At 72.4% G+C, this 16,405-nt stretch carries 14 protein-coding genes; 9 read left to right on the top strand and 5 right to left on the bottom strand.

The window, feature by feature from the left end; genetic code table 11:
* Positions 1 to 85 precede the first annotated feature (85 nt).
* Both J7F03_RS12950 and J7F03_RS12955 read right to left on the bottom strand, forming a co-directional pair.
* Positions 86 to 1,291, bottom strand: a complete 1,206-nt coding sequence (locus tag J7F03_RS12950) for a cupin domain-containing protein (RefSeq protein ID WP_214949001.1) — start codon at positions 1,289 to 1,291, stop codon at positions 86 to 88.
* 408 nt (positions 1,292 to 1,699) lie between these two features.
* Complete coding sequence (locus J7F03_RS12955; RefSeq protein ID WP_214949070.1) at positions 1,700 to 2,200, bottom strand: tetratricopeptide repeat protein; 501 nt, start codon at positions 2,198 to 2,200, stop codon at positions 1,700 to 1,702.
* Positions 2,201 to 2,582: 382 nt separating this feature from the next.
* Between J7F03_RS12955 and J7F03_RS12960 the strand changes: the two genes are divergently transcribed.
* The 8 genes from J7F03_RS12960 to J7F03_RS12995 all read left to right on the top strand — a co-directional run bounded on the left by J7F03_RS12960 (position 2,583) and on the right by J7F03_RS12995 (position 12,405).
* Positions 2,583 to 3,530, top strand: coding sequence for an NAD(P)-dependent oxidoreductase (locus J7F03_RS12960; protein ID WP_214949003.1), 948 nt, complete (start codon positions 2,583 to 2,585; stop codon positions 3,528 to 3,530).
* A gap of 128 nt (positions 3,531 to 3,658) precedes the next feature.
* Positions 3,659 to 4,702 (top strand): endonuclease/exonuclease/phosphatase family protein, encoded by a 1,044-nt coding sequence (locus J7F03_RS12965; RefSeq protein ID WP_214949011.1) that lies wholly within the window; start codon positions 3,659 to 3,661, stop codon positions 4,700 to 4,702.
* Positions 4,703 to 4,711: 9 nt separating this feature from the next.
* Positions 4,712 to 5,452, top strand: a complete 741-nt coding sequence (locus J7F03_RS12970; RefSeq protein ID WP_214949012.1) for an alpha/beta fold hydrolase — start codon at positions 4,712 to 4,714, stop codon at positions 5,450 to 5,452.
* A 47-nt stretch (positions 5,453 to 5,499) separates the two neighbouring features.
* Positions 5,500 to 5,952 carry a GNAT family N-acetyltransferase gene (locus J7F03_RS12975; protein WP_214949015.1) on the top strand — a complete coding sequence of 151 codons (453 nt, stop codon included), beginning with the start codon at positions 5,500 to 5,502 and terminating at the stop codon, positions 5,950 to 5,952.
* Positions 5,949 to 6,191: a hypothetical protein gene (locus tag J7F03_RS12980; protein ID WP_214949017.1), complete on the top strand. Its 243-nt coding sequence runs from the start codon at positions 5,949 to 5,951 to the stop codon at positions 6,189 to 6,191. The genes J7F03_RS12975 and J7F03_RS12980 overlap by 4 nt, the downstream gene beginning before the upstream one ends.
* Positions 6,192 to 6,303: 112 nt before the next feature.
* Complete coding sequence (locus tag J7F03_RS12985; RefSeq protein ID WP_214949019.1) at positions 6,304 to 9,825, top strand: hypothetical protein; 3,522 nt, start codon at positions 6,304 to 6,306, stop codon at positions 9,823 to 9,825.
* A gap of 98 nt (positions 9,826 to 9,923) precedes the next feature.
* A complete protein-coding gene (locus tag J7F03_RS12990) occupies positions 9,924 to 10,655 on the top strand; it encodes a hypothetical protein (RefSeq protein WP_214949021.1) in 732 nt (243 codons plus the stop codon).
* Between the two features lie 70 nt (positions 10,656 to 10,725).
* Complete coding sequence (locus J7F03_RS12995) at positions 10,726 to 12,405, top strand: FG-GAP-like repeat-containing protein (RefSeq protein WP_214949023.1); 1,680 nt, start codon at positions 10,726 to 10,728, stop codon at positions 12,403 to 12,405.
* Positions 12,406 to 12,480: 75 nt separating this feature from the next.
* Here J7F03_RS12995 and J7F03_RS13000 read toward each other — a convergent pair whose 3' ends face one another.
* On the bottom strand, positions 12,481 to 13,383 hold the full coding sequence (locus J7F03_RS13000) for a DMT family transporter (RefSeq protein ID WP_214949024.1): 903 nt from the start codon (positions 13,381 to 13,383) through the stop codon (positions 12,481 to 12,483).
* Between the two features lie 9 nt (positions 13,384 to 13,392).
* The gene (locus J7F03_RS13005; RefSeq protein WP_214949026.1) at positions 13,393 to 14,253 is read right to left on the bottom strand and encodes an alpha/beta fold hydrolase; all 861 of its coding nucleotides are present in this window, start codon (positions 14,251 to 14,253) and stop codon (positions 13,393 to 13,395) included.
* A 135-nt stretch (positions 14,254 to 14,388) separates the two neighbouring features.
* On the opposite strand from J7F03_RS13005, the gene J7F03_RS13010 reads away from it, so the two are divergent.
* Positions 14,389 to 14,922: a MarR family winged helix-turn-helix transcriptional regulator gene (locus J7F03_RS13010; protein WP_251071817.1), complete on the top strand. Its 534-nt coding sequence runs from the start codon at positions 14,389 to 14,391 to the stop codon at positions 14,920 to 14,922.
* Here the strand turns inward: J7F03_RS13010 and J7F03_RS13015 are convergent.
* Positions 14,909 to 16,252: an AMP-binding protein gene (locus J7F03_RS13015; RefSeq protein ID WP_214949028.1), complete on the bottom strand. Its 1,344-nt coding sequence runs from the start codon at positions 16,250 to 16,252 to the stop codon at positions 14,909 to 14,911. The genes J7F03_RS13010 and J7F03_RS13015 overlap by 14 nt on opposite strands.
* Positions 16,253 to 16,405: the final 153 nt, after the last annotated feature.

Raw genomic sequence — 16,405 nt, forward strand, 5'->3', positions numbered from 1 at the left:
AGTCGTGCACGGGGACGCCCGTCGCGGACCACCGGGGGGATGGTCCGGTGGTCCGCGACGGGTCAGGTCCGGTACCGGCAGCTCGTCAGCCGGCCGCGGCCAGTTCGAACACACCCAGGCGGGTGAGTCCTTGCGCGGCCTTCGTCGAACGGAGCGCGTCCACTCCGGGGAAGATGAGGGACGCCGCGATCGACGCGTCCGGGCCGAGCGCGGCCAGGGTTTCGGCGATCGGTGTGGGTACCGCGATCTTGTGACCGTTGACGGTCATCTGGGTCCGGCCGTTGTCGCTGACGCCGAATTCCAGGGGTGCGCTGCCGCGCCGCAAGCGGGCGTCCGGGCCGAGCTCGTCCATGTCCGCGATGGACTGGAAGGTGCGGCCCTCGGAGCTGCCCTCCATGTGCCGGCCGAGGTCCGCGAGGCGGTCCAGCTCGGCCACGGCGGCCTCGCTGTCGGCGGCCACCGTCTGCAGCCGCGCGGCGAGCGCGGCGATCTTCTCGGTGAAGCCGGACTCCGCCTCGGACGAGCGCAGTTCCCCGATGTAGGGGTACGCGTTGAACTCGTCGGCGGCGATGAGCTCCTCGACGGTCTGGCGCAGCAGGTCCTTCCACATGCGCGGGCGCATCATGACGGACAGGTGCAGCGAGGCCTTGCCCTCGGCGGCCGCGGCGTGCGGAGTGCCGTAGGGGAGGTAGAGGACGTCGCCGGGCTGCAGCGAGACCTCGATGTCCGGCTCCCCCAGTCCTTCGAGGGTGTACTGGGCGTTGTCCCCGAGGCGCTCGGCCGGCGGGTTCCACAGCTTCCAGTGCTTGGTGCCCTCGAGCTGGACGATGAAGAGGTCGACCGGGTCGTGGTGGGGCGGGTACCCCTTCTTGCCGGTGGGCGTCAGGAACGCCACCGAGTCGGTGCGCACCGCCATGCGCTCGCTGATGACGCGGGTGAAGTCGCGCAGTTCCGGGACGATCTGGTTGAGCGAGCACCAGGTGACGGTCGCGCCGGCCCGGAACAGCTCGTAGATCTTCTCGGGGTCGACGACGTCGGTGATGGTCTGGCCCTGGACGACCACGTTGCGGGTGTAACCCTGCTCGGGGACGCCGTTGCCCTTGAGGTTGACCTTGATGTAGGGCGGCCGGACGACCTCCAGGTTGACCAGCTGGTCCAGCTTGCGGTGCGAGAGGATGTCGCGCGGGTCTCCCGGCACGGCGCTCTTCCGCAGCATGGGCTTCTTGTTGAAGTATTCGGTGAAGAAGACCTGTTCGTCCCCCACCAGATCCGCGAATGCGTAGTCCGCCATGCCGAGCTCCTCGAAAATGATCGGGCCGCGGTGAGGGGCGGCGCCTTCCGGCGCCGCCCTCCGCCACAGCACTACTTCAAGAACAATTACTGGATGTTCTTGTAGTAGGAGGTGGCGAGCAGCTCCTCGGCCGTCTCGATGAACTCGATGTCGTCGAAGTCAACGTTCTCCATGAGATTCACTCCCCTTCGTATCTTCTTTTCTCACCGCCCGGGTTTTCCCGGCCGCTGAAATGAGAATGCCCGCACCCGGGAAACGGGTCAACGGCGTTCAACTGCACGGCAACGCGGTTGAACGCCGTTGAACGGCCGGGCAAAGGAAAAGCGGCCCCGACGTGTGGTCAGGGCCGCGCGGCGGAGCGGCTGCGGTGGAGCGGCTGCGGCGGGCCGGGCGGCCGGCCCGGCTCCCTCAGGCGTTCGGGTCGACCAGCTCACGGGCATAGTTGGCGAGCGAGCGGTTGTAGCGCGGGAGGTGCTTGGCGAGCGCGACGAGGGCGAGCGAGAGCGCCTCGCGCTCCCGCCCGGTGTCGGCCAGCGCCAGCGCGAGGAACCCGGTCACGGCGTCGTCGAGCAGGTCCGTACCTGCGGCTCGTTCCGCCTCCAGCAGGCCTGCGCTCTCGGCGGCCCGGCCGAGGTTGCGGATCGAACTGGCCATCTGGATGACGGCACGCCGGCGCCGCACCCCGCTCAGCCCGGCGGCGAGCGCCTCGCGGTAGAGCGGGGCGGCCAGGTCGCTGTGGCCGGTCGAGTCGTACGCGCAGGCACGTTCGAACGGCCCCCGCGGGTCCCCGTCCGGCAACTCCCCGGCAAGGGCCTCCACCGCGGCGAGGAAGTCCTCTTCCTTGTGTTCGTCCAGTTGCTCCCAGAGCGCGCCCACGCGCTCTTCCCACACCACTTCTGCTTCATTCATCGCAGCCATCCAAATCTCCCTCGGAAAATCGCGAAGGGGCGGCGTCCGAATCGACGCCGCCCTTCACGCAGGCATTACTGCAAGAACAATTACTGGATGTTCTTGTAGTACGAGGTCGCGAGGAGCTCCTCGGCGGTCTCGATGAACTCGATGTCGTCGAAGTCGACGTTCTCCATGAGATTCACTTCCCATCTGCCTGGTCATTCCCGCCGGGGTTTTCCCCGGCGATGGCAGAAGAATGCCCGGGCCTCCCGCCGCGGGTCAACGTGTTCAACCGCCACCGCGCCGCGGTTGAACACCGCACCCCAACTCCCTGACCTGACAAGCCAGTTGAACACCCCCGCGAATAGGCCCAGCCGTCCACGCCGATAAAATCGCCCGTATGCAGATATCCGGTGTGCCCAAGGTGATCGTCCTGACGGGAGCCACCGGTTTCATCGGCTCTGTCGCGCTGGAGGCCTTGGCCCGCCGTTCCGGTGTCCGCGTACGTGCCCTCGCGCGCACCCCGGGCGCGGACCGCGACGGCGTGGAGTGGGTGCGCGCGGACCTGACCGACCCCGAATCGCTGCGGGGGGTCTGCGAGGGCGCGGTCGCGCTGGTGCACCTGGCCTCGTACATCGGGCGGGACGAGGAGCGGTGCCACGCGGTCAACGTCGCCGGCAGCGCGGCCCTGTTGGCGGAGGCCGCGCGGGCGGGTGTGGAGCGCGTCGTCCACCTCTCGACCGCCGCCGTCTACGGGAACCGGCCACACCGGGGCATCGGGGTCGACGGGATCGTCCCCGACCCCGCGTCCACCGCGAGCCGCACCCGGCTGGCGGCGGAGGCCCCGGTGCTGGCCGCCGGCGGCGTCGTCCTGCGGCCGGGCCTGGTCCTCGGCACCGGTGACCGCTGGGTGGTCCCGGCCCTGGCCGAGCTGGTCACCCGGGTCCCGGCCCGCTGGGACGGCGGCCGCGCGCTGCTGTCCGTGGTCGGCGTCACGGAGTTGGCCCGCCTGATCGACGCCCTGGCGACCTCCACGGAACCCGTCCCCGCCGGGATCCACCACGCGAGCCACCCCGCCCCGGTGAGGATCGGCGACCTGATGGCGGCACTGGCCGCCCACGGCATCGTGCCCGCGGTGGAAGAGGACTGGCCGTGGGACCGCTGCATCGCGGCCCTCCACACCCACCCGGGCCGCGTGACGGAACGCCAGTTCCGCCTACTGGCCCGCGACTACCACCAACAAAGCACCCCCATCTGGCACTTGACCAAGGTCCCCCCCGCCGACACCCCCCTCTCCTTCCTCCCCCCCTCAGCCCCCTGGTACCGCACCCACCTCACAACCCGCTGACCCCACCCCGACAGCGAGCCCGAACCGCAGCCCCGTACCGGCGGAACCGAACCCGCAGGTCCCGACGTCGTCGTAACGTGCCGGCGCACCACCCATGGCGGCTGCCGCGAACGAAACGGGGACGGCCCATGACGCAGACGGACACCGGCACATCCCCCGGGCCCCCTCGAACCCCCCGGTTCCGGATCCCCCGCATCCCCCCGATCCCCACCCTCTCCCTCCTCCTCGCCACCCTCCTCGCCTTCCCCTCCCTCGTCCCCAACACCGTCGGCCACCCCGGCAGCCTGCTGGAGACGTTCCTCCCCTGGCTCGGCCTCGCCATCCCCCTCCTCCTCGGCCTCGCCGCCCTGCGCCGGTCCACCCTCCGCCGCTCCACCCCACCCCGCTCCACCATCGCCGCCCTCACCCTCCTGCTCCCCACCCTCGCCTGGCTCGCCCAGTTCGGCGGCCTGCTCCTTCCCGCCGCCACCGCTCCCACCCCCACTCCCACCGGCGGCGCCCCCACCCTCACCACCACCCAGCACAACATCAGCGACGAGAACCCAGACCCGGCCGGTACCGCCCACGCCCTCGCCGCATCCCACGCCGACCTCATCGCCCTGGAGGAACTGACGCCCTCCGCCCTCCCCGCCGTCAGCACCGCCCTCGCCCCCGGCTACCCCCACCACGCCACTCACGGCACGGTCGGCCTCTGGTCGAAGTACCCGCTCACCGACATCCGCCCGGTCGACATCCGCCCGACCGGCCTCGGCGCGGCCGGAGCCGACTGGAACCGCGCCCTGCGCGCGACCGCCGCCACCCCGCACGGCCCCGTCGCCGTCTACGTCGCCCACCTGCCCTCCCTGCGCCTGGGCGCGACGGGCTTCGGCTCCGCCCGCCGCGACGAGAGCGCCGCCCTCCTCGGCTCGGTGCTCGCCGCGGAACCGGCCGACCGCGTCATCCTGCTCGGTGACCTCAACAGCACCACCGACGACCGCGGCCTGGCCCCGATCCGCGCGGCGCGGATGAACACTCCCTCCTCCGGCGGCTTCGCGTTCAGCTGGCCCGCGTCCTTCCCCCTGGCCCGGATCGACCAGATCCTGGCCCGCTCGGGGACCGTCAGCCACATCCGCACGCTCCCCGCCACGCGCAGCGATCATCTGCCCGTCTCCGCTGTCATACGCTTCGGCTAGCGTGCGTCCATGACCTCATTCGTGCTGGTGGCAGGCACCTGGCTCGGTTCGTCGGCATGGGACGAGGTGGCCGGCGAGCTCCGCGCCGCGGGCCACGACGCCCACCCGCTGACCCTGTCCGGCCTCGAGGAGAAGCGGGAGACCCCGGCCGCGGCGCCCGGCCAGCAGACGCACGTCAAGGACATCGTCGACGCCGTCGACCGGCTCGGTCTGCGCGATGTCGTCCTGGTCGGCCACAGCTACTCCGGCATCCCGGTCGGCCAGGCCGCCGAGCGGATCGGCGCCCGGCTGCACCGGGTGGTCTTCGTCGACGCCAACGTCCCCGCCGACGGCGAGTCGTTCGTCTCCGGCTGGCCCGACGGCAGGGCGATGGTGGAGGCCGCGATCGCCGCGCACGGCGGCTTCTGGCCGCCGCTGGAGGCCGCCGACTTCGCGGGCCAGGGCCTCACCGACGGCCAGACGGCCCGGATCCTCGCCGCCTCGGTCCCGCACCCGGGTGCCACCCTCACCGAACCGGCCGTACTGGCCCGCCCGCTCGACGAACTCCCCGCGACCTACGTCAAGTGCCTGCTGGACGGCGCCGAGCCGGGCCCCGCCGTGGCGGAGCTGCTGGCCACCGGCCCGGACTGGCACCTGACCACCCTGGACACGGGCCACTGGCCGATGTTCTCCGCCCCGTCCGCCCTGACCCGCGTCCTGCTCGACGCGGCCGCCCCCACCGGCGCCCCCACCCCCGGGCAACGCGGTTGACGGCGCCACCGCCTCGGGGTTTGCTGGGCCGAGTGTCTGATCTTCGTATGGAACGCGTGCACGGCGACGATGCCGGCGCCACAGCAGGTTCCGTCCTGTCCGACTGGCGGTACGTGCACAACCTGATCATCCCGACGCACGAGCTGTCGCTCGCCGACGTACGGGAGCGGTCCGGGCGCAACGCCCTGCACGTGGCCTACCTCGGCGACACCCTCATCGGCTGCACGACGGTCCGGCCACCGACGGAAGGCCCCGCGCCCGCCACCGCCACCGTGATCGCACGGGTCCTGCCCGCGTACCGCGGCCGGGGTTTCGGCCGCGAGCTGTACGCGTACGGGCTCGCGCACGCCCGGGAGCTCGGGGCCGAGGTGGTCGAGACCGTCGTGCTCGCCTCCAACCCGGAGGGCCTGCGCTTCTCCCAGGAGAACGGCTTCGTCGAGTTCGACCGCTACGTCCTGCCCGGAGACACCGTGCCCTACGTCGAACTGCGCCTCGCGTGACCGGCCACCGGGTCCGTCTCGAACTCGACGTCCGCTCCTTCGCCGCCGCCCGTTTCACGCCGTACGCCAACCGCTGCCGCGCCGCCGGCATCGACTTCACGACCCTCGCCGAGCTCGGCGACGGACCGCGGGAGCGCCGGGCCCTGTACGAGCTGAACAAGGAGTGTTCGGCCGACATCCCCGAGCGCGGCGCCTTCCACTCCTACGAGGAGTACGTGCGACTGCGCCCCTCCGCCTGAGGGGACTTGCCCGAAGGGGCACCCCCCGCTGCGCCGACGGCGGCCTCGCGGGGCCTAGTCCGCCCGCGCTCCCCTGGCCGATCATCGGATCATGCTGGGGGTTCACTGACCTATGGCGCGCGAGGCCGGACAGGCCCGCCGGAAGGACGACGAGGCGGCGACCGCGCCGCCCCGCACCGTCCGTGAACCGCCCGCGCCCTCGGCCTCCCGCACCAACACGCCCGCCCCCACACCCCGCCATACCCCCGCATCCGTGCTCTGGCTCCAGCGGGCCGCCGGCAACTCCGCCGTCTCGGGCTCGATGCGCGACGGCCCCGGCCCGCCCACGCCGGGCTCCGGTACCCTGGCGCAGGCCACCGAGGCGGCCCCCGCCGCTCCGGGCCAGGCCACCGAGGCGACCGCCTCCGCATCCGCCGGAGCCCCGCCCCCCGGAGCCCCGCCCGCCGGACCCACCGCGCAGGCACCGGCATCCGTACCCGTACAGGCCGAAGCAACGCCGACGCCCGCCGACGACCGGCAACCCGGTCAGGGACCCGGCCAAGCCGCAGGTCAAGCCGCAGGTCAAGCCACCGGCGCCGACGCCGCCTTCACCGCGCTCATGGCCTCCCACCACGCCGAGCTCACGGGCCTCGACGCGCAGCGCCGCTCCCGCGTCACCGAGGCCGCGACGGCCGGCAAACTGGAATTCCGCGCCCGGTCGGACGCGGCCGCCACCTCCCTGGACGCGGCCCACGACGAGGTCATCGCCGGCATTCGGGCCCGCTCGACCGCCGACCAGAGCTCGGTCGGCGCCGCGCTGCACGGCGCGTTGGCCAAGGTCGACGCGGCGGCCGAGACGGAACTGGCCGCCGTGACCACCGCGGTGGACGGCAGCGGGGGCGCCGTCCGGGCGGCCGCCGAGGCCAAGGCGGGCGAGGCGGTCGGACTCGGCGAACAGCACGCGGGGCGGGCCGCGGACGGCAGCGCACAGCACACCGGCGCCGCGGCGGAGATCCGCGACCGCAAGATCACCCAGTACCGGGACGGCGACAAGGGCGCGGAGATCGCCCGGAGCATCCGCTCCCAGACGACCCGTCTCATGGGCGGGATCGGCGAGACCGGCCGCAGGGCCGCCGCCGAGGTGCGCCGCAAAGCAGCCGAGCTCGCGGGCAAGTTCCGCTCCGAGGGCCGGGAGGCGGCCGCCGGTCTGGCCGATCCCGGCCGGGACGCGCGGGAGCGGATCGTCCACGTACGGGACGAGGCGAAGCGGGCACTGCGCGACATGGCCCGTACCGCCACGGCGAAGATCGCCGAGAGCGAGACGACGGCGATCGGCAACCTCCAGCGCGGCCGGGCGGGCGCGGTGGCCGCCGTACGCGAAGCGGCCCCGGCGGTGGACGCCACCTTGGACCGGGCGGCCGCCGAGGCCGCCACGAAGCTGTCCGGACAATCCTCCGCCATGGCCCGCGACTTGGCCGAGGTCACGACGACCATCGCCGAGAACGGCTGGTACCCACCCTTCCTCCAGCAGGCCCGCGGCGAGGTCGAGTCCTCCCTGACCACCCAGCACGGTGAGCTCGACGCCTTCGCCGACCGCACCATGAGCGCGCTGGGCGAAGCCTCGTCCACCGCGTCCGCGGAGCTCGGCGAACAACACGACGCCGCGCTCGGCGCGGTCCGCCGTACGGGCACGGACTTCGCCTCGGCGTCGGGGCAGGCAGTGAGCGAGGTCGCGGCCCGGATGGACGGGGCGGCCGGCACCGCCGCCGAGGGCATCCGCCCGGTGGCGCCCGCCGTGGCCGAGAAGCTGACCGGCGCCGTCACCGAGATCGACGGCCGCTGGGCGGGGCAGCTCACCGAGCACGGCGGCCGGCTGTCGGCCCAGGTCGACGGGGCCGTCGCGGGCCAGACACGGGCGGTGGGCGGACTGTCGGCGTCCATCGACCACGGCGCCGCCGAAGTGACGAGCAGCGGCGGGTTCTTCGGCAATCTCCTCTCCTTCGTCGTCGGCACCTTCGAGGGCCTGTTCCTCGGCGCCCTGGACCTGCTCAAGGGTCTGTGGGAGGCGATCAAGACCCCGCTGTTCTGGATCGTCGTCGCGGTCGCGGTGCTGCTGATCGCCGTGGCCGTCATCGGGGTGATGGTCATCGGGGGTCTGGCACTGGGCGCGGCGATCGCCGCCGTCCTGGAGGTGGTCGGCGTCATCCTGCTCGTCGTCGGCGCCATCGCCGGTGTCCTGATGGCGGGCTACTACGTCTACCTCATGTTCACCAAGCCCGGTCTGACCTGGCGCGAGCGCGGCCGGCTGCTGGGCAAGGCGGTGTTCGAGCTGATCCTGGCCTTCGCGGGCACGGGGATCCTCAAGCGGCTGGCGGTCCTCGGGAAGATCGCCGAACTGCGCCGGTTCCTGGCGCTGGTCGGCGACCTCTCGAAGGCGCTGCGCCTGATCCATCTGCTGCCCGATCTCGAAAAGCTCTTCCTCCTGATGGAGAAGGTCGAGAAGGCCGAGAAGCTCATCGTGCTCCTGGAGCGGGTCAAGGACGTCGAGACCCTGATCAAGCTTCTGGACAAGGTCAAGGACGCCGACCGGCTGATCGCCCTCCTGGAGAAGGTCAAGAACGCCGAGCTGCTGCTCAAACTGCTGGGCAACCCCAAGATCCCCGACGCCCTCGCGCTCGAACGCCTGCTGGCCCACCCCAAGGTCACCGACCTGGCGGCGCTGGAAAGGCTCCTGGAGGACGCGAGGATCGCCGACCTCCCCGAGCTGCTGGCCCTGCTCGACAGCGCGAAGATCGCCGACACCGCGCAGCTGTCCCGGCTGCTGGAGGGCTACCGGTCCGGTGCCCGGCTACGGGAGCTGCTCGCCCTCCCCGCCTTCGCCGACGGCGCCTCCCTGGAGCACCTCGCCGACGTCCTGGCCCGGGCCGGCTGGCCGGAGGCGACCCGAGCCGGTGAGCTCGCCGCCCCCAAGCTGGCGCAACTGGCCGAGCCGGCCATCCTGGCCGAGGTCGAGGCGACGCTGGCGGCGCAGGAGGCCGGCCAGATCACCGGGATGCGGGACTGGCTGCTGTTCAACGGCAAGAAGGCCCCCGGCGAACTGGCTGAGGCCGCGGCCGAGCTGCGCGACGCCCGGCGGCTGGCGGACGACAACCCCGGCCGGGTGGTCCGGGTCGGCCGGGAGCAACGGGCGCCCCGGCGCCCTGGGACGGCCGACGAGCCGCTGCCGGAGTTCGACCTCTCCGTCGAGACCCCGGCGGGCACGGTCACCGCGGTGGTCGAGGTGACCACGGTCGAGGCGAAGGTCTCACAGGCCTCCGACGTGTCGAACGGGATCCGGCACGCGGCGGACAAAGTGGCCGCCCGCCTGAACACCCCGACCCCCGTGCAGGGCAGCCCGCAGGCCCTGATCCACATGGTGCTCGACGTCGGCAGGAAGCAGCTGCGCGGCACGGTCCGGGAGGTCCTGGCGGACGGTACGGTGAACATCCTCCGCCCCGACGGCACTCCGATCAGGACCGGCAACTTCTTCGACGACGTGGCCCGCAACATCGGCACCTTGAGGAACTCCGAGCTGCTCGACCGGGTGACACTCGTCGAGGCGACGGGCCACCGCACCGTGTACGTACGGCAGGGCTCGACATGGACGAGGCTGTGAAGCGGCGCAGCCCCGAAGCCGCGCAGCGGTCAAGCTGTGCGGCGGCGGGGCGGTGCAGCTGTGAGGCAGTGGGCGACCAGACGGTGAGGACGGCGGGCATGACCGAGTCAGAGATCCACATCCGGGACCGGGCCCGCGCCCACGTACGCGCCGAACTCCTCGCCCCGCAAGGCACCGACGACCCCTCCGCGGTCGACGCCCTGCTCGCCCTCGCCGAGGACCTCTTCGTTCCCTTGGCCGTCGACGTCGAACTCGCCTGCTGTGACGCCGAGTCCGGCTACCCGCTCGACGAGCCCCGCCCCCGGGCGCCCTACCAACAGCTGCGCCTCGGCCCGCTCCCCGAGACGCTGGCGGTCCGCGAAGTCTGGACCGACACCCGGGTGACCCGGGTGGAGGACCGGGACCGCCTGGCCCGCGCCGAGATCCTCGGCTGGCTCGCCGCCGTCCGGGCGGGCCAGGAGTGCGCGCAGCCCCGTACCGCGACCGGGTGGACCCAGCTACTGGTCGAGTCGGTCCGCGCCCGCCTGCCCAAGTCCACGGGCGAGCTGTCCGTGCTGCCGGTGTCCTACGGCGCCGGAGTGATCGCCTACCCCGTCGAACGCCCGGCGGACGCCTCGGACGACTCCCTCTGGGTATCAGGCCCGCTCGAAGGGCGCCCCGGCACCGCCCCGTTCGAGCTGCGCATCGTCAACGAGGCCGGGTTCCTGTCCCTCGACCTCTCCCTGAACTGGTCACCCTGGATCGAGCCGGACGGCGCGGGCCGCCCCGCCGTCGATGCCGCCGTCGCCCGCCTCTCGTCCCTGGGCTGGGACGTCACCTCGGCCGCGTAAAACACCTCTGCCCAGCAGGTCTTACGATGACCCGGATTCATGATCTTTCGAATTCGAGGGTAGGAACCCGTTGAAGGGCATACACAGAACGCTCGGCACCGCGGCGAGCCGGCTTGCCGTCGGCCTGGCCTTGCTCGCCGGCGCCGTGGCAGGGGGTTCGCAGCCGGTGGCGGCCGACCCGGTCGCACCGCAGGCGGTGCGTACCGTCTCGTACAACGCGTGCGGGGCGTCCACGTGCCAGAACACCGTCGACAGTGCTCAAGAGTGGGCGGTGAAGTTCCAGTCGCGGATGCAGGCCGAGGGCGGGCCCGCCGATGTGATCGCGCTGCAGGAGCTGTGCGCGGGGCAGTACGAGGCGCTGGAGAAACTGCTGGTCGGCTACACGTCGGTGCGGGTCGGTGAGCAAGAGCCCCCGGGGTGCGTGCGCTGGGGAGGAACATCGGCGAAGTTCGGGCAGGCGGTCTTCGTCAAGGGCGCGAAGGCCGACTTCTCGACGCACCAGGCGCTGGTCAACCCCGGTGAGACCAAGGTGTCGGAGCAGCGCTGGGTGGCGTGCGTCAAGGGGCCGATCGGCGGCCGGACCACGCTGGCGTGCGGGACGCACCTGGCGACGAGCCTCCCGGCGAACGGGACACCGGTGATGCTCGACAACATGGAGCGATGGGCGGCGGGCGCGCCCGCGCTGGTCACCGGCGACTTCAACGCCGTGCCGAGCAACGCGGCCCTCAAGCCGGTGCGGGCCGGCCTGTGCGCCACGGGTCCCTTCGCCGAGGCGGACGCGACCGACAACAAGGCGACCGCCTGGGCGACCGGGGTGCCCGTCGGGTACCGGCTCAAGTACGACCATGCCTTCTTCGGCGGCAGGGACTTCACCGGCCTGAAGGCGAAGACGGCCGACATCGACCTGACTCCGGGTGAGGACCACAAGCTCCTGTGGGCCGAGGCCCAGCCGCTGGAGCGGACCGCGGTGCACGTGCCGGGCGACCTCACCGGCGACCTGTGCCCCGACATGCTCGCGGTGCGCAAGGACGACACCCTGCGGTTGTATCCCGGGACGGGCCGGGGCACGTTCGGCTCGCCGCGCGTGATCGGCAGCGGACCCGAGTGGAACGGTGCGGTGGTCAGCCACCGCGGGGACTGGGACGGTGACGGCGACGAGGACGTCGTCGCCCGCAAGGGCGACCAGCTGCTGCTCCACAAGAACACGGGCACCGGCGACCTCGAAGCCGGTGTGGTGATGAAGGTGTCCGAGACCGGCTGGGCGCACACGACGCCGGTCGCGGCCGGGGACGTCGACGGGGACGGAAGCCCCGACCTCGTCGCCAAGAGCAGCACGGGCCTGTGGCTCCACCGGGGCCGGGTGGCGGCGGACGGCGGTTGGCTCTCCTACGGCGCCGTCCGGATCGGACTCGAGGAGTGGAAGGACAAGGAGGTCCTCGTTCCCGGGGATGTGACCGGGGACAAGAAGGCCGAACTGTGGGCCCGTGACACTGCCGGGGACATCAAGCAGTACAGCTACGACGACGCCGCGAAGATGCTGGGTACCCCCGGTGTCGTCGGCAACCTGCCGGCGAGCTCCCGCGTGCTCGGGCTCTCCGCGGGTGACGGTGACGGTGACGGCCTCTCCGACCTCTGGTACACCACGTCCACGGCCGACCTCGCCTTCCACCCGGGAGGCGCCGCCTTCACGGAGACCGGCTCCGTGACCGTCGGCACCGGAGGCTGGGGCTACTTCTCCCACCTCGGCTGACCCCGACACCGGCGGCCCCGTGCGAGACCCATCCGCCCGGGGCCGCCGGCCGCGGCCGCGTCCCCGGTCGGCGGACTACGCCCGCGAGGCGACCCTGCGCCGCATGCGGGAGACGGCGACGCCGGCCAGGCAGATCGCACCGCCCAGCAGGGTCAGCCCGGCCGGGATCTCGTCGAGGGCGACCCAGGCGATGAGCACCACGACGGCGGGCACCGCGTAGGTCGTCGCGCCCATCTTCCCGGCGGTGGTCCGCGCCAGGGCGTACGACCAGGTGGTGAAGGCCAGCGCGGTCGGGAAGAGCCCCAGGTAGACCATGTTGAGGACAGCGGCCAACGGCGCCTGCGGGAGCTGGTCGGCGAGCTGCCAGGCGAAGGGCAGGGTGACGGCCGTGCCGATGAAGCAGCCGTACGTGGTCACCTGGATCGGACTCGCGTACTTCAGCGCGGGCTTCTGCGAGACCACCCCGGCCCCGTAGGTGAGCGCGGCGACCAGGCAGAGCAGGACCCCGCCCAGCGAGGCGGATCCGCCGTGGGAGGTCGACAGCCCGACGACCACCGCTCCGGCGAAGGAGACGGCCATGCCCGCCAGCAGCATCGGCGGGAACCCCTCTTTCAGCAGCCAGCCGCTGAGCAGGGCGATCACGATCGGGCCGATGTTGACGACCATCGCCGCGGTACCGGCGTCCACGAGCTGCTCGCCCCAGTTCAGCGTCACCATGTACAGCCCGAACCACAGCACCCCGGAGCCCAGGATCCCGGGCCACGCCTGCCTCGGCGGCGGCGGGACCCGCTTGACGAGCAGTACCAGCCCGAGCGTGACCGAGGCCGTCAACAGCCGCCCGAACGCGAGCGCCCCGGGCCCGAAGTGAGCGGCCGCGGACCGGATGGAAACGAACGCGGAGGCCCACAACAAGACGGTCACCCCGGCCGCTATCAACGCACGCCGCTCGGTTCCGTTCTCATCAGCCGTTTTATCCATGCGCGCAAGCTACCGGCCCGGACAGCCGGCGGCCGTGAGCAGGCCCCGCAGCCGCTCCGCATAGCCCCTGGGGTGGGTGGTGTTGCCGTTGTGGCCGCCCGGGAAGGTCCGTATCTCCATGTCCAGGAGGGCCGCCAGTCTCACCGCGCACTGGTGGTCGAAGACCGTGGGCGGGGTGGCGGCCCCCACGGCGGGGATGATGCGGGTCGGAGTCCGGGTGAGGGCTTCCGGGTCGAGGTTGTCGCCGATGATCGCCGAGAAGTCGTGCTCGATGAAGCGGTCGAAGTTGGCGTGCCGGCGCTCGTCCAGGGGCTGGGGCGTCAGCCCGGGCTCGGCATCCCGCCGGGTCACGTCTATCCCGAGGACCCGGGCCATCTCCGGGAAGGCGGCGCCGAGTCCGCCCGTGCGGTAGGTGCCCTGGAGCCGCGCGAGCTCCGCCTCGTGCCGGCCGCGCTCGTCTTCGGGCAGTAGCCACGGGGCGACCGGCTCGTGCGCGATCAGGGTGCTCACCTGCTCCGGGTGCCGGACAGCCACGTGCAGGCCTATGACGGCGCCAAGGCTGCACCCGAGCATCAGAGCCGGCTCATCGGTGACGGCGGCCAACAGCCGGTGCACGTCATCCGTGTGCTCGGCGAGGGACGTGGTCCGACCAGGCTCCTCCACCCGGCTGCGCGAGAGTCCTCGGCGGTCGTACGTCAGCACCGTGAACGTGTCGGTGAGGTGCGGGACCAGGTCCACCGTGCGGTCGGCATCCCCCTCCCCGCTCTGCGAGATGAGCAACAGCGGCCCGGAGCCCTGGAGCACGTAGTGCAGCGCGGCACCCGGGACCGTAAGCATGCCGGTCCCTGCAGACGTGACGGTGGCGGACATGGCGACTCCTTCGTCGATACGCGGTGGCCCCGGACCCTTCGTCCGCTGCTCTGCGACCAAGCTAATCCATCGAAACAGATACATCAATACCGATGGATCGAATGAGATGCATCTTCGCAGATGTATCTTGTCCCCATGAATGGACTGGACGGCGCGGACGACGCGGCCGGCACGGGTGGCGTGGACGGGATCGAACTCTTCCTGCTGGGCCGGGCCTTGATGAAGCTCGGCGAAGAAGCCCTGCCCGAGCCTCCCGGCGGCGCAGGCCAGTACCCCGGCAGCACCCGCTCCGTCGTCATCGTGGCCGGTGACATCGCCACGCACCCGAACACCACCGTCGGCGAGACGGCCCAGCGCACCGGCCTCCCGCAGAGCCAGGTCTCCGGCGCCGTCGCCCGCCTGCGCGAGGCCGGCTCCGTGGAAACCGCGCCCGACCCGACCGACCGCCGCCGCACGCTGGTCCGTCGGATTCCCGGAACTCCCGCGCGCGTGGCCGCCGTACGGGCCACCGGGACCTCGAAAGTCGAGGAGGCCCTGGCCCGGGCCCTGGGCGAGACCGAAGCCGACTGCCTGCCGGAGGTGACCCACGCCCTGGAGATCCTGGCCCGCCACCTGGTGACCCGCGATCCCCGCCAAGGGCTGTCCCCCGGGCCCGTCAACTGTCCGTGAGCAACAGCTTCTTCTGCGGCTTGCCCATCGCGTTGCGCGGAATCGCCGCCACGAACCGCACCTCGCGCGGCCGCTTGTGCACCGACAGATGCGCGGCGACGAAGTCGGTGAGCTCCGCCCCCGTGACCCCTTCGGCCACCACGAAGGCCACGATCCGCTGCCCCAGATCCGCGTCCGGCAGCCCGACCACCGCCGCCTCGCTCACCCTCGGGTGATCCAGCAGCGCGTTCTCGATCTCACCCGCGCCGATCCGGTAGCCACCCGACTTGATCATGTCGATGGAGGCCCGGCCCACGATGCGGTGGACTCCGTCGGCGTCGACGGCCGCGATGTCCCCCGTACGGAACCACCCGTCCTCCGTGTACGCCGCCGCCGTCGCCTCGGGACGGCCCAGATACCCGGAGAACAACGTCGGCCCGGTGAGCTGGAGTTCACCGATCTCCGCGCCCGCCTCGGCCACGATGCGCGTACGAATGCCGGGGAGCGGGGTGCCGACCGTACCGGGCCGTACCTCGCCGCCCGCGCGCCCGCTGACGGTGATCAGCGTCTCGGTCATCCCGTACCGTTCCACGGGCCGCAGCCCGGTCAGCCGCTCCAGATCCCGGAAGACGGGCGCGGGCAGCGCGGCGCTCCCGGAGACGAGGAGCCGGGCGCTGCCCAGCGCGGCGGCGGCCTGCGGTACCCCGGCGATACGGGACCACACGGTCGGCACCCCGAAGTACAGGCTTCCTCCGGCCTGCGCGTAGGCCTCCGGCGCGGGCCGGCCGGTGTGCACGAGACGGCTGCCGGTGCGCAGGGCGCCGAACACCCCGAGGACGAGACCGTGCACGTGGAACAGCGGCAGCCCGTGCACCAGGGTGTCCTCGGCGCTCCACTGCCAGGCCTCGGCGAGGGCGTCGAGGTCGGCGGCGACGGCCTCTGCGGTGAGGACGACACCCTTGGGCGGCCCGGTCGTACCGGAGGTGTACAGAATCAGCGCCGCCCCGCCGGAGCCGGATTCCAGTCCCCCCGCCCAGCCCGACCGATCGGAGCGCCGGTCGAAGTCCACGTCGAGGAGCACCGCTCCGGAGTCCCGCAGGATGTGCTCGCGCTCGGCCGGCCCCGCGTCGGGCGGCAGCGGTACGAAGGGCACCCCGGCGAGCAGCCCGCCGACAGCGGCGGCGACGGTTTCCAGCGAGGCGGTCGCGGTCACCGCGAAGGCGGGTGCGCCTGCGATATCGGCGGCCACCGCGCGGGCCGCGCCGAGCAGGGCCTCGTAGGAAGCGGCCCGCCCGGCCACCCGCACCGCGTCGCCCCGATCCCCGTACACCCCGGTAAGCGCGCTCAGCACTGGCTGTTCCCCCTACAGAGTGTGGACAGTCAACCCCAGGCTACGACCAGCCCGGGCTGAACCCACCCCACCACCGCCGCCCCACCCCCGCCGGCATTTGAGGCGCGGGGTCCGGGCCGGAGCCCAACCCACCCCCGCCGCCCCACCCCAGCC

This window comes from Streptomyces sp. ISL-43 (assembly GCF_018614195.1).
GTDB lineage: Bacteria > Actinomycetota > Actinomycetes > Streptomycetales > Streptomycetaceae > Streptomyces.

Bases quoted from the DNA above. Each gene is read 5' to 3' on its own strand.
- J7F03_RS13000 (WP_214949024.1), bottom strand. From the start codon at position 13,383: ATGGATAAAACGGCTGATGAGAACGGAACCGAGCGGCGTGCGTTGATA.
- J7F03_RS13010 (WP_251071817.1), top strand. From the start codon at position 14,389: ATGAATGGACTGGACGGCGCGGACGACGCGGCCGGCACGGGTGGCGTG.
- J7F03_RS12970 (WP_214949012.1), top strand. From the start codon at position 4,712: ATGACCTCATTCGTGCTGGTGGCAGGCACCTGGCTCGGTTCGTCGGCA.
- J7F03_RS12950 (WP_214949001.1), bottom strand. From the start codon at position 1,291: ATGGCGGACTACGCATTCGCGGATCTGGTGGGGGACGAACAGGTCTTC.
- J7F03_RS12990 (WP_214949021.1), top strand. From the start codon at position 9,924: ATGACCGAGTCAGAGATCCACATCCGGGACCGGGCCCGCGCCCACGTA.
- J7F03_RS12985 (WP_214949019.1), top strand. From the start codon at position 6,304: ATGGCGCGCGAGGCCGGACAGGCCCGCCGGAAGGACGACGAGGCGGCG.
- J7F03_RS12965 (WP_214949011.1), top strand. From the start codon at position 3,659: ATGACGCAGACGGACACCGGCACATCCCCCGGGCCCCCTCGAACCCCC.
- J7F03_RS12960 (WP_214949003.1), top strand. From the start codon at position 2,583: ATGCAGATATCCGGTGTGCCCAAGGTGATCGTCCTGACGGGAGCCACC.
- J7F03_RS12975 (WP_214949015.1), top strand. From the start codon at position 5,500: ATGGAACGCGTGCACGGCGACGATGCCGGCGCCACAGCAGGTTCCGTC.
- J7F03_RS13005 (WP_214949026.1), bottom strand. From the start codon at position 14,253: ATGTCCGCCACCGTCACGTCTGCAGGGACCGGCATGCTTACGGTCCCG.
- J7F03_RS12955 (WP_214949070.1), bottom strand. From the start codon at position 2,200: ATGAATGAAGCAGAAGTGGTGTGGGAAGAGCGCGTGGGCGCGCTCTGG.